Origin of the sequence: Cryobacterium sandaracinum (assembly GCF_004403415.1) — a bacterium.
Taxonomy (GTDB): domain Bacteria; phylum Actinomycetota; class Actinomycetes; order Actinomycetales; family Microbacteriaceae; genus Cryobacterium; species Cryobacterium sandaracinum.
In genome coordinates this window covers 19161-31490 of sequence record NZ_SOGO01000020.1, presented here as the reverse complement: position 1 = coordinate 31490, position 12330 = coordinate 19161, and the positions used below count along the sequence as shown (strand labels likewise).

Below are 12330 nucleotides of genomic sequence, written 5' to 3'. Positions count from 1 at the left end.
ACTGACGGCCCCGCAGCGCGACCACCTCCGTCGCGCCCTGGTCCGCCAAGCCCCTGTGCAGTCCTGTCACACGAGGTTTCTGGGTCATGACGGGGGGAACCGGCGCACAGTCGTGGAATGACCGCGGACCCGACGCGGTCCATGACGCTGACCGGCGCACCGCGCGTCACCTCGGCAGCAGCGTCGCCAAGCTCGGGCAAGTCGCCATCTAAACTGAGTTTGGTACCCACGGAAGGAACCTCAATGAGCATGGAAGGCGCGGCCTGGAGCTCGCTGCACAAGATCTCGACCGCCAGGGACGGCAAGCGCGGCTTCTCCCGTGAGTCCGTGCGGCGGATCATGACGTTCGCGGTGCCCTACCGGTCCAAGCTGCTGATCTTCATCGCCCTCTCTATCGTGGGAGCTTTCCTCGCGATCGCGACGCCGGTACTCGCCGGCCAGGTGGTCGACGTCATCGTCGCCCAGGGCGAGGTCACCACGATCGTTTGGCTCGCCGTCGTCATCGCCCTCGTGGCCGTGGCCGACGCCGCCGTGTCACTCGTGACGCGCTGGTACTCGGCGCGGATCGGCGAAGGCGTGATTTTGGACCTCCGCACCTCCGTCTTCAACCACGTGCAGAAGATGCCGATCGCGTTCTTCACCCGCACGCGGACGGGCGCCCTCGTGAGCCGCCTCAACAACGATGTGATCGGCGCCCAGCAGGCCTTCAGCGGCACGCTGTCCGGCGTGGTTACGAACCTCGTGGCGCTGATCCTCACCCTGATCGTCATGCTCAGCACGTCCTGGCTCGTGACGGTTCTCGCCGTGATCATGCTCCCCATCTTCCTGGTACCCGCCCGCCGCATGGGCAGCCGCCTCGCCGCGCTGCGCCGCGAGGCCGCCGATCACAATTCCGCCATGAGCACGCAGATGACCGAGCGCTTCTCGGCGCCCGGCGCCACCCTCGTCAAGCTGTTCGGTCGGCCCGACGAGGAGGCCGAGGAGTTCCGCGTCCGCGCCGCCCGCGTCCGCGACATCGGTGTCCGGACCGCGATGCTGCAGTTCGTCTTCTTCACCGCCCTGATGCTCGTCTCCGCTCTCGCCCTCGCGCTCGTCTATGGGCTCGGCGGCTTCCTCGCACTCGCCGGCCAGCTGAATACCGGTGACGTGGTCACCCTGGCGCTCCTCCTCACCCGCCTCTACGCGCCGCTCACCAGCCTCGCAAACGCACGGGTGGAGATCATGAGCGCGGTGGTCAGCTTCGAGCGCGTCTTCGAGGTGCTGGACCTCGACCCGCTCATCAAGGAGAAGCCCGACGCCGTCGCCGTCCCCGAAGGCCCAGTGGCCGTCGAGTTCGACAACGTCCGCTTCGCCTACCCGTCCGCGGACAAAGTCTCCCTCGCCTCTCTCGAGGAGGTTGCCACGCTGGACACCCGAGGCGGCGAGGAGGTGCTGCACGGCGTGTCCTTCAGGATCGAGCCGGGGCAGACCGTTGCCCTCGTTGGTACGTCCGGTGCCGGCAAGTCCACAATTGCGCAGCTCCTCTCGCGCCTGTATGACGTCGACAGCGGCGCCGTGCGCCTCGCGGGGACGGATGTCCGCGATGTCACTTTCGTCTCCATGCGGCACACCCTGGGCATGGTGACGCAGGACGGCCACCTGTTCCACGAGACCATCCTCTCCAATCTGCGCCTCGCGAGACCGGAGGCGTCCGACGACGAGGTGTGGGACGCCGTCCGCCGTGCGCGGCTCGAGCCGCTCATCCGGTCCCTGCCGGACCAGCTGGACACCATGGTCGGTGAGCGCGGCTACCGACTGTCCGGGGGCGAGCGCCAGCGGATGACCATCGCGAGGCTCCTGCTCGCCCAGCCGCGCGTCGTCATCCTCGACGAGGCGACGGCGGCGCTGGACTCGACGTCTGAGGCCGCCGTGCAGGCGGCGCTCAGCGAGGCGCTCGAGGGAAGGACGGCGATGGTGATCGCACACCGCCTCTCCACCATCCGCAGCGCAGACCTGATCCTCGTGGTTGAGGACGGCTCGATCGTGGAGCGCGGTACGCACGAGGAACTGCTGGCTGTGGGTGGGCGTTACGAGGAATTGCACCGGACCCAATTCGCCGTGCAGAAGAATGATGCGGCCGATGAGGAAGCACTGAGCCGGACCTAGTCGCTGGGCTCGGTATCCCTGCCCCGAGCGCCTCGGAAAGTCGTCTCATCATGTTTCGTTTAATGGGGACTGATGACGACTTGATTGGCTCTGACGAGCTCCAACGAGTCAACTGGACCCGGGGCAGTACCGCACGCCCCATTCGAACTGCTCCACGCCACGCCGGCACGAGCCCGTGGCCTGACAGTACGCTTGGGTCACCAGGCCCCAGAGGCGCTGAGGAGGCACCATGTTCAAGCCATCTCGATCAATCACCACGGCCATGCCGTCGGATCTCGCTATCTCGCGCGCTGCGGCCCGTCGCCCGCTTGAAGAGGTTGCAGCCGACATGGGCATCGGTCCACACCTGCTGGAACCGCACGGAAGTGCAGCGTCGAAGATCTCCCTCGATGCGATCGATGAGCTCCGTGACCGTCCACGGGCCAAGTATGTCGTCGTCACCGCAATCACCTCGACTCCACTCGGGTCGGGCAAGACGACCACCGCGGTCGGGCTCGGTCAGGGCTTCCGGCACATCGACAAGCTCGGGATCGTCGCGATACGGCAGCCGTCGATGGGGCCGACGTTCGGCATCAAGGGCGGAGCCGCTGGTGGCGGCTACGCTCAGGTGGTCCCGATGGAGGCACTGAACCTGCACCTGACCGGCGACACGCACGCCGTTACCGCGGCCCACAATCTATTGTCGGCGATGATCGGCAACCACATCCACAAGGGAAACCGTCTCGGGTTCGACCCCCATGAGATCACCTGGCGACGTGTCCTCGACGTCAACGATCGCGAGCTGCGCACCATCATCACCGGGCTCGGCGGTCCTGACGACGGCAATCCGTTCCAATCCGGTTTCGACATCTCCGCAGCCAGCGAGGTGATGGCGTTGTTGTCGCTGTGCACGTCGTTGCGGGATCTCCGTGAACGGATGGGAAGAATCGTCGTCGGCTACAACCGCGGCGGCGAACCGGTGACCGCCGAGATGCTCAAGGCGGCCGGCGCCATGACCGCGATACTCAAGGACGCCATCAAGCCGAACCTGATGCAGACCGTGGAGCAGACGCCAGTGCTCGTCCACAGCGGTCCGTTCGGGAACATCGCCACCGGTAACTCCTCGGTCGTCGCCGATCTGATCGGCATCCATGCCGGCGACTACCTCATCACCGAGGCGGGGTTCGGTGCAGACATCGGCGCGGAAAAGTTCTTCAATATCAAGTGCCGCGCCTCCGGGCTGGCGCCGGATGCCGCCGTCATCGTCGCGACCGTGCGTGACCTGAAAACTCACTCAAACAAGTACCGGGTCGTCGCCGGCCGACCGCTGCCACCGGAGATGCTCGCCGAGAATCCCGACGACGTCATCGCCGGGGCAGCGAACCTGCGCCGGCAGATCGCCAACATCCGACGGCACGGAGTGACGCCGGTCATTGCGGTGAACGCATTTCCCACCGACTACGACAGTGAGCATCAGGCGATCATGGACGTCGCGGCAGAGGAAGGTGTGCGCGCGGCGGTCAGCTACCACTTCACCGAAGGCGGCAGGGGTGCGGTCGAGCTGGCCGAGGCGGTTGCGGAGGCCTGCGCTGAACCGTCGAGCTTCCACCGGCTCTATCCCGACGAACTTCCCTTGGTCGACAAGATCGATGTGATCGCGCGCGAGATGTACGGCGCCGACGGCTTGGACCTCTCGCCTCTGGCAGCTCGGCAACTCGACAAGTACGAGCGGGCAGGCTTCGGCAGCCTGCCGGTGTGCATCGCCAAGACACACCTGTCCCTGTCGGCCGACCCCAAAATCAAGGGAGCACCCACCGGGTGGCGACTGCCGGTGCGTGAGGTGCGTGCGTCGATCGGGGCCGGGTTCATCTATCCCATCTGCGGCGACATGCGCACCATGCCTGGTCTCTCGTCCGCACCGGCAGCCGAACGCATCGACATCGACGACAACGGCGAGATCGTCGGGTTGTCCTGATCGGCGGACCCGGCCGGGCACCCGGAGGACGGAGGTTCCAAGGCCGGCGCTCGGTCGCAGCCAGAACTATCCAAGTCAAGGCGTGAGCCCCACAGCCGCGATCATGAGAATCCCTGCGCCGAGTTCCACGTTTGCCGCGGCCCAGGCTCTCGACGACGCGAACCCACCAGGGTCACCGAGGCACCCGTCGAAGCCGACCAAGCGGGCCGCCACACACCCGGAACCAAAGGCGAGCGGCATCGTCCAGAAGAGATGCAGACTGTATCGGCCAAATTAATTCCGCATGGACCGAAGGCAATTCTTTGCTTCTCGCGGCTGTGTCGACATGCCGCAAGACTAGAAGCAGCACGCCACGATCTCCGGCAATCTGGACCAACGAGACCGCATCGTACGTTGAAGGTTCTTCTTACGGGAAGACAATGGAGCCGTCGATTGACGACTCACTTTCTTCCATGCGCGCCTGCCACATTAGTCAGCGCAGGTCAATGACCACTGCTCGATCGAATCTGTTCCGCACAAAAGGACCGAGTCCGGCCATGATTACCTGCCTGCGCCACACGGCTATGCACGGGACGCTCGCTGCTCGCGACATCTGTCTATTCCTGGTCTTTTGCGAATGCCCGGTCGAGGAGAGCCGCGGTCGCCGGGTTCATTAGCTCGCTCCGCTGAATGTAGTGCTCCACCGTGATCTTCGTGTCCATGTGGCCGAGCAGCTCTGCGGCGAGTTCAATGCTGGCGTTGGCGTTGACCGCAGTCGCAACCGTGCGGCGGAACATGTGCGGGGTAACGCCCTCGATTCCTGCTCCCCCGAGCACGTGACACAACTGACGACGCACGTTCGCTGTGGTCAGCGGGGTGCCCGTCCCCGGGACTGGAACAGCAGTTCATCCAGACCCATGCTGCCGACTTTGGCGAGCGGTCGGCGAACGGCGTCGGCGGTGAACGTGGGCAATGCCACGACGCGACGGGATTTGGCCGTTTGGGGTGGTCCTGCAGGAAGGTCAGCTCACCGTTGCGACTGACAATCGTCCCGGCGAGGCGGATGGACGGTACGGCGCTCATGATATCGACGTCCCTGCGCCCGACGCGGCGTCGCCTTCTGCCGCAGTGCTCGTGGCCGGCTTCTGGACTCAGCTCTTCCCGAATATCCCCGCTGTCCATGGCGAGATAGTGTTCTTTTCATCGCCAGAAGGTGCTATCACCTTCTCGCGCAGCAGCCCAATGCGAGGGCTGCTGGTTGGCCTTCGGGCAAGACAAAAGGGCGAAAGAGTTAAGGCCGCCACGCGTTCCCCGCCAGCGGATCGCAGCTGTCGACTTTGCCCGGCGGCAGCTCCGATCCTTCAGGCCATCGGGTCGTCTCGGTCCAACAAACGCCCGTTTGCTGCACGACCCCCTGGAAATCGACGGTACTGAAATCGACATCATCAAGATTCGAACCAGTCAGGTCTACATCCCTTACGAGCGCGCCGGCGAAGATCGCTCCGCGCAAGTTGACCTCTCGCATAACCGTCCCATCAAAAAAAGCGGCCGTGAAGTCCGACTGGGACAAATCAGAGCCGGTGAAGTCCGATCCCAGGAACTGTGCGCCGGAGAAGTCATTTTTCGAATAAGACTCGAGGCCTCGATTCAAGTTGCGGGCTGAGGTTAGGTTGAACTGCGCCTTGCGAAAGTTGCTGCTAATCAGTTCGGCGTCGTCGAGATTTGCATAGTTAATGTCTGCCTCTGGCATCGTCGCACTGACGATGCGGGCGGAGGTCATCGTCGTATTGCTCAGGTCGGCGTCGGTTAGATCTGCGCTTGTGAAGTCCACGCCGGACAACATCGAACGGGATAAATCGGCTCGCGGAAGGGTTAGCCCGGCCAGGTTCTGATCCTGCAGGTCGAGCCCGCTGAGGGGCGTATACCTCCGTGCCTCGAAAACGTCTGCCGCGGCTTCTTCGTCGACAACGTCGGCCGCCGCCCTGGTTTCAGCCAACGTGGCCGAGACAGAAATATCCCTAATGAAGCGAAGGTTCTCGACCCGCGCATCCCGCAATGCTCGTTCGTCGTCAATCAATTTCTGCCCCAGTAGCGACAGGCCGCCAACCAAAATTGCTACCGTGAAGGCTATAACAAGATCCCTCACCCACCACTTCGAATCATCGGCTTTCAGCATCCGCTTCACCACCGCCACCATGCCCTCTCACGTCGCCCGGCGACTCTTTGAAGTCGCCGATAAATCGAAGCCGGCATCATTGATGCAACTGATACCAAGTTGCGCTCGAATATACAAGCGCATGCACAGGTGCGCGATGGGTCGTACTCTTCAAGCGACGACATCCACCCCCAAGTCAGATCGCGCTGACGCGTCTTGATTTGGTCCATCGGTACGACCTCGATCAGCTCGGCTCCGCATCCAGTTCCGGGCGCCCCACCCGTGCGATGACGAACTCGAGCATGAGGCACGCAGAACCCCAGATGAGAGGGAGCCGCCTCGGTGGCAGCACCGCGTTTAGTCCTCGTCTTTTGCGAATGCTCTGTCGAGGAGAGCCGCGGTCGCCGGGTTCACCAGCTCGCTCCGTTGGATGTAGTGCTGCACCGTGATCTTCGTGTCCGTGTGGCCGAGCAGCTCTGCGGCGAGTTCGATGTTGGCGTTGGCGTTGACCGCGGTCGCGACCGTGCGGTGGAACATGTGCGGGGTCACACCCTCGATTCCCGCTCCCCCGAGCACGTGACGCAATTGACGACGCACGTTCGCGGTGGTTAAAGGGGTACCGTCCCGGGACTGGAACAGCAGATCATCCAGGCCCATGCTCCCGGCATTGGCAAGACGCCGGCGAACCGCGTCGGCGGTGAACGTGGGTAGTGCCACAACGCGACGCGACTCGGCGGTTTTGGGGTGGTCCTGCCGGAAGGTCTGTTCGCCGTTGCGGCTGATAATGGTGCCGGCCAGGCGTATGGACGGTATGGCGCTGGTGATGTCGATGTCCCGGCGGCGGATGGCCAGCACCTCGCCGATTCGGGCTGAGGTGCCGAGCATGACCTCGATGATCGCACCCAGTTGCCCGTCGGGCTTGGGGCCGGAGATGTGATCGGCGGCGCTCTCCCACTGGGCGATCGCCGCGCGGATTACGTTCACCTCGGGGGCCGTGAGCGCATCGGGGAGATGCGGTTCGCGGTACAGGCGGGACACGTGGTCCATCGGATTGCTCGGGAGAATCTCATGCCGCACTGCCAACTCCAGCGCCAGCCGCAGAACGGCACGACCTTGCTTGGCCCGGCTGTGGGAGAGCTTCGCCAGCTGCTTGATGAAATGATCGCAGCGAGCGACACCAATCTCTCGCAGCGTGAGACTGCGGAACACCAGGAGCACGAGCGTGCGCATGTTGCGCTCGTACAGATTCCGCGTCGTCCTCGAGATTCGATTCTCCATGTCGATGTCCTCAAGCCAGTACGTCGCCAAGTCCTCGAACGAGCTGTCCGGCGTCAGCGACGTGTTCGTCGGCTGCTGCAGGTATCTCGTCGCGAGCTTGCTCTTCAGCGATCGTTCAGCCGCCCTGGCGGTGTCTCCGGTGGCCTGAACCTGGCGTGTCTGGCCGTCCCAGTCCCGGTAGCGGGTCCGCGCCTCAAATCGGCCGGACGGCGCCACCCGGATGGTGATATCGCCGAAGGTACTGATCGTCAACCGTGGCCGCGACACTTCAGCTCACCGCCGATCGGTGCGCCGCGGCGGGCTGGATGGCTCCCGCTGCTCGGCAATCCAGGCCCGCACATCGGAGATGGCGAACTTCAGATGCTTGCCGAACCGGTAGGCCGTTGGACCTTTGCCCCGCACACGCCAGTCGTAGACCGTGGAGATCGGGATGCCCAGGTAAGTCGCCAGCTCGTTGATGTCGATCAGGGGTTCCAGGCCCCACGCGTCGGTGGAGGGGGTAGAGGAGGAGATTGGGTAGTCGTCGTGGATGCTCATACCCAGAAGGTGCGCACCGCAATCCCGGACGACCGGGCTGGACCGAGAACGACGTCGCCGCCCCGGATGGGAAGGCCGTCTCAGCGGCTCCAGAGAGGAGTAAAAGATGGGTTTGTGATGGGGAAGTCAAATCTCTAACCAAAAAAGTCCCGGAAACCCTTGAGTTTCCGGGACATTTGGTCGGGCTGACAGGATTTGAACCTGCGACCCCTTGACCCCCAGTCAAGTGCGCTACCAAGCTGCGCCACAGCCCGCCGCTCCTGCAACGATTCCAGCGAACAGAACCAGCAGGAGACAACTTGAATATCTTACCGCGTCTGGGAACCACTCGCGCACCGTCTGGGCCGCGGAGGGAAAGTCGCGGTGCTGAACCGAGCACGGGCGACCGATGCAGTGACACAGCGACGGCGCGGGCGGAGCGTGAGCGCATGCCGGCAGACAGCGAGATCAGGATCGAAGCCGCCGCATCCGTGCTGCGGGGAGACGTGAGCCAGGTGTTCGCCACCCGCGACGACGCGGCACGATGCTGGTGCCAGTACTTCAAGCTACCGAACCGGGAGTTCCAGAACGCTACAGCGCAAGCGTGCGCCGGGATGCTGCGGGAGCAGGTGCAGGCCAGCGCGCCCGGGCCGGGCGTCATCGCGTTTCGCGACGGAGAGCCGGTCGGTTGGTGCGCGGTTGAGCCGAAGCCGGCGTATTCGCGGCTGCAACGGGCGACGGTGGTCACCGTGGGCAAACGGCAGAAGCCTGACGACGCATCCGTGTGGCCGGTCACATGCTTCGTGGCGCGGGTCGGAATCGGCGGCGCGGAGTTGCGGCGGCGCTGCTGTGCGCGGCTGTCGCCCAGGCCCGCGGCGCGGGTGCGGAAAGAATGGGTCGTAATGGAGCTGGTGGCTTAAACGACCGAAAAGGCCACGAGCGGGAGATGGAATATCTCCAGCTCGAGGCCTTGTTTCGTGCAGAACGTTCAGCGCGGAGCGGCTAGCGCTTGCGCTTCTCGCGCACGCGCATGCTGATGTTGATCGGGCTTCCCTCGAAGCCGTAGACCTCGCGCAGGCGACGCTGGATGTAGCGACGGTAGCCCGGGTCGAGGAACCCGGTGGTGAAGATGACGAAGGTCGGCGGGCGGCTGGAGGCCTGGGTGCCGAACAGGATGCGCGGCTGCTTGCCGCTGCGCACGGGGTGCGGGTGCGACGCGGCCAGCTCGGCGAGGAACGCGTTGAACTTGCCGGTGGCGATGCGGGTGTCCCAGGCTTCGAGAGCGGTCTCGAGGGCCGGAACGAGCTTCTCCATGTGGCGCCCGGTCTTGGCCGAGATGTTCACGCGCGGAGCCCAGGAGACGTGCGCCAGGTCCTGCTCGATTTCACGTTCTAGGTAGCGGCGACGGTCGTCGTCGATCTGGTCCCACTTGTTGAATGCCAGCACGAGGGCGCGACCGGATTCGAGCACCAGGTCGATCACGCGCACGTCCTGCTCGCTGATCACCTCGGTCACGTCGATCAGGACCACGGCCACCTCGGCCTTTTCCAGTGCGGCGCTGGTGCGCAGTGAAGCGTAGAAGTCGGCGCCCTGCGAGAGGTGCACGCGACGACGGATGCCGGCCGTGTCGACAAAGCGCCACACCCTGCCGCCGAGCTCGACCTGCTCGTCGACGGGGTCGCGCGTGGTTCCGGCGAGCTCGTTGACAACAACGCGCTCCTCGCCGACGACCTTGTTCAGAAGACTCGACTTGCCCACGTTCGGTCGGCCGAGGATCGCGACGCGGCGTGGTCCGCCGACTTCCTGTTTGGCGACGGCGGAGATCTCGGGGAGTTCCTCAAGGATCGCGTCGAGCAGGTCGGCGACGCCGCGGCCGTGCAGGGCCGAGACGGGCCAGGGCTGGCCGAGGCCGAGCGCCCAGAGGCTCGCGGCCTCAGGCTCCTGGCGGATGTCGTCGACCTTGTTGGCGACGAGGAAGACGGGCTTGCCGGCCTTGCGCAGCAGGCGCACGACGGCCTCGTCGGTGGAGGTCGGTCCCACGTTGGCGTCGACGACGAACATGACGACGTCGCAGAGTTCGATGGCCAGTTCGGCCTGGGCGGCGACGGATGCGTCGATGCCCTTGGCGTCGGGCTCCCAGCCGCCGGTGTCGACGAGGCTGAAGCGGCGTTCGTGCCATTCACCCTTATACGTCACGCGGTCGCGGGTCACGCCGGGGGTGTCCTCCACGACGGCCTCGCGGCGGCCGAGGATGCGGTTCACGAGCGCGGACTTGCCCACGTTCGGGCGGCCGACGATGGCGATGACCGGCAGGGCCGGCAGGTACTGGATGGCGTCGGGGTCTTCCGTCACCGTGTCAAGAACGTCGAAGTCCTCGTCCGCGAGGTCGTACTCGTTCAATCCGGTGCGGAGGGCGGCGGCGCGCTGCGTCACCAGGTCGTCGTCGAGATCGTCCAGGCGCGTCACCAGTTCGGTGTCGGGGTCGGGGATCGTGTCGTCGAAGTCGTTGTTGTTGGTCATGCGATGGCCTCGCGGTAGGTATTGATGACGTCGAGGACCGCGTCAATGGTCTGTTCGAAGTCGAGATGGGTGGAGTCGACGGTGGTCACACCGTCTGCGGCGCTCATGAATTCGACAACCTGTGAGTCAGCGCGATCCCTCGATCGCAGCTGCTCCGCCACGGTTTCAGCCGATTGGGTCGATATTTCCGCAGAGCGCCTAGCCATTCTAGCCTCCTCGGAAGCCGTGAGCAGTATGCGGATCTCGGCGGTGGGAGCGACCACAGTGGTGATGTCCCGGCCCTCGATCACGATTCCGGTGCGCTTGGAGCTTGCCGCGATGGCGCGAAACAGCTCCGTCAGGTGCGTGCGCACCTCCGGGATGCGGGCCACGGAGCTGACGATGGCGGAGACGGCGGGGTCGCGGATCGCGTCGGTGACATCCGCCCGGCCGACCCGAACGACGTGCTCGTCGGGGGCGATGCCGATGGAGTAGTCGAAGTCGCCCAGGGCGGCCACAACGGCGTCGGTGTGCTCCGGGTCGATGCCCCGGTCGCTGACGAACCAGGCGAAGGCCCGGTACGCGGCGCCCGTGTCGAGGTAGTCGAAGCCGATGCGCCTGGCGGCGGCGCGGCTGACGCTGGACTTGCCGCTGCCGGCCGGCCCGTCGATGGCGACGATGTGGGGGCTTGAGTGACGACCCATGATTAACCAGCAATCCGCCAGCCGCGGGCGGCCAGCTCTTCGGTGAGGCGACCAACGGCCTCAGGGAGTACAGAAATTTCGGCCAGGCCCAGTTGGGCGCCCGGTGAGTGCTCGAGGCGGAGGTCTTCGAGGTTGACCCCGACCTCGCCGACCTCGTTGAGGAGTCGGGCAAGCTGCCCGGGGGTGTCGTCGACCATCACGCTGAGCGACACGAAGCGGCGGTCCTGGCCGTGCTTGCCGGGCAGGCGGGCCACCCCGGCGTTGCCGCCGGCGAGTTCCTCGGCCACCTTGCGGCGCGCGCCCGGTGCGGCGGGGGCTTCCAAGGCGTCGATGAAGCGGTCGAGGTCGTCGCGGTAGGCCAGCAGGATGTCCCGCACGGGTTCGGCGTTCGCGCCGAGGATCTGCACCCACAGCTCGGGGTCGCTGGCCGCGACGCGGGTCACGTCGCGCAGACCCTGGCCGGCGAGGTTCAGGGCCGAGCCGGCGGCATCCGTCAACCGGCGAGCCATGATCGTGGAGACGACCTGCGGCACATGGGAAATGAGCGCCACCGCACTGTCGTGCTCCTCGGGGCTCATCTCGACCAGGATCGCGCCGAGGTCGAGGATCAGGTCGTCGATCGCGGTGGCCTGCTGGTAGCTGATCGCGTCGTGCGCGGCCACCACCCAGGGGCGGCCGACGAAGAGGTCGGCGCGGCCGGCAAGGGGTCCCCCGCGTTCGCGGCCGGCCATCGGGTGACCGCCGATGTAGCGGGACACGTCGGCGCCCAGTGCGCGGAGCTCCTGTAGCGGGGCGAGCTTGACGCTGGCGACATCCGTCACGATCGCCTGCGGGTGGGCGGCCAGCTCGCGCGCGACGATCTCGGCCGTCACGTCGGGCGGCACGCACACCACGATCAGCTGCGGCAGGTCGCCGGCAGTGGCGGCGCGGCCGGCGCCGTAGTCGACGGCGATGCTGAGGTTGGTCGGCGACGCGTCGGCGAGGATGACGTCGATGCCGCGCGCGCGGAGGCCCAGGCCGATGCTGGTGCCGAGCAGGCCGGTGCCCACGACGCGCACGGGCCCGATCAGGCGAGATGCAACCACTGGAACTCCTGACCT

The 12330-nt window shown here is 65.5% G+C and carries 11 protein-coding genes and 1 tRNA gene; 4 read left to right on the top strand and 8 right to left on the bottom strand.

The features are described from left to right. The first annotated feature begins 86 nt into the window (after positions 1-86). From E3T25_RS17670 to E3T25_RS06275, 3 genes are all read left to right on the top strand, one after another. Positions 87-212, top strand: a complete 126-nt coding sequence (locus E3T25_RS17670) for a hypothetical protein (RefSeq protein WP_255408687.1) — start codon at positions 87-89, stop codon at positions 210-212. A 31-nt stretch (positions 213-243) separates the two neighbouring features. After that, positions 244-2145, top strand: a complete 1902-nt coding sequence (locus E3T25_RS06280; RefSeq protein WP_134373114.1) for an ABC transporter ATP-binding protein — start codon at positions 244-246, stop codon at positions 2143-2145. Between the two features lie 229 nt (positions 2146-2374). Further along, positions 2375-4099 carry a formate--tetrahydrofolate ligase gene (locus E3T25_RS06275; protein WP_198415641.1) on the top strand — a complete coding sequence of 575 codons (1725 nt, stop codon included), beginning with the start codon at positions 2375-2377 and terminating at the stop codon, positions 4097-4099. A gap of 596 nt (positions 4100-4695) precedes the next feature. Here E3T25_RS06275 and E3T25_RS17360 read toward each other — a convergent pair. The 5 genes from E3T25_RS17360 to E3T25_RS06250 all read right to left on the bottom strand — a co-directional run bounded on the left by E3T25_RS17360 (position 4696) and on the right by E3T25_RS06250 (position 8302). Continuing rightward, on the bottom strand, positions 4696-4914 hold the full coding sequence (locus tag E3T25_RS17360) for a tyrosine-type recombinase/integrase (protein ID WP_233194054.1): 219 nt from the start codon (positions 4912-4914) through the stop codon (positions 4696-4698). 455 nt (positions 4915-5369) lie between these two features. Further along, positions 5370-6254 (bottom strand): pentapeptide repeat-containing protein, encoded by an 885-nt coding sequence (locus tag E3T25_RS06265; protein ID WP_241980687.1) that lies wholly within the window; start codon positions 6252-6254, stop codon positions 5370-5372. A 336-nt stretch (positions 6255-6590) separates the two neighbouring features. Then, entirely contained in the window at positions 6591-7763 is a 1173-nt protein-coding gene (locus E3T25_RS06260) for a tyrosine-type recombinase/integrase (RefSeq protein WP_241980683.1), read from the bottom strand. Positions 7764-7784: 21 nt separating this feature from the next. Further along, positions 7785-8048 carry a helix-turn-helix domain-containing protein gene (locus E3T25_RS06255; protein ID WP_134373105.1) on the bottom strand — a complete coding sequence of 88 codons (264 nt, stop codon included), beginning with the start codon at positions 8046-8048 and terminating at the stop codon, positions 7785-7787. Positions 8049-8225: 177 nt separating this feature from the next. Then, a tRNA-Pro gene (locus E3T25_RS06250) sits at positions 8226-8302 on the bottom strand. Between the two features lie 174 nt (positions 8303-8476). Between E3T25_RS06250 and E3T25_RS06245 the strand changes: the two genes are divergently transcribed. Further along, positions 8477-8947: a hypothetical protein gene (locus E3T25_RS06245; protein WP_134373102.1), complete on the top strand. Its 471-nt coding sequence runs from the start codon at positions 8477-8479 to the stop codon at positions 8945-8947. 82 nt (positions 8948-9029) lie between these two features. Here E3T25_RS06245 and der read toward each other — a convergent pair whose 3' ends face one another. The 3 genes from der to E3T25_RS06230 are packed head-to-tail and all read right to left on the bottom strand — an operon-like array spanning position 9030 to position 12315. Next, positions 9030-10547, bottom strand: coding sequence for a ribosome biogenesis GTPase Der (der, locus tag E3T25_RS06240; RefSeq protein ID WP_104100397.1), 1518 nt, complete (start codon positions 10545-10547; stop codon positions 9030-9032). Beyond that, a complete protein-coding gene (cmk, locus tag E3T25_RS06235) occupies positions 10544-11230 on the bottom strand; it encodes a (d)CMP kinase (protein WP_104100396.1) in 687 nt (228 codons plus the stop codon). Before cmk ends, der begins: the two co-directional genes overlap by 4 nt. A 2-nt stretch (positions 11231-11232) precedes the next feature. Further along, on the bottom strand, positions 11233-12315 hold the full coding sequence (locus E3T25_RS06230; RefSeq protein ID WP_134373099.1) for a prephenate dehydrogenase: 1083 nt from the start codon (positions 12313-12315) through the stop codon (positions 11233-11235). Positions 12316-12330: the final 15 nt, after the last annotated feature.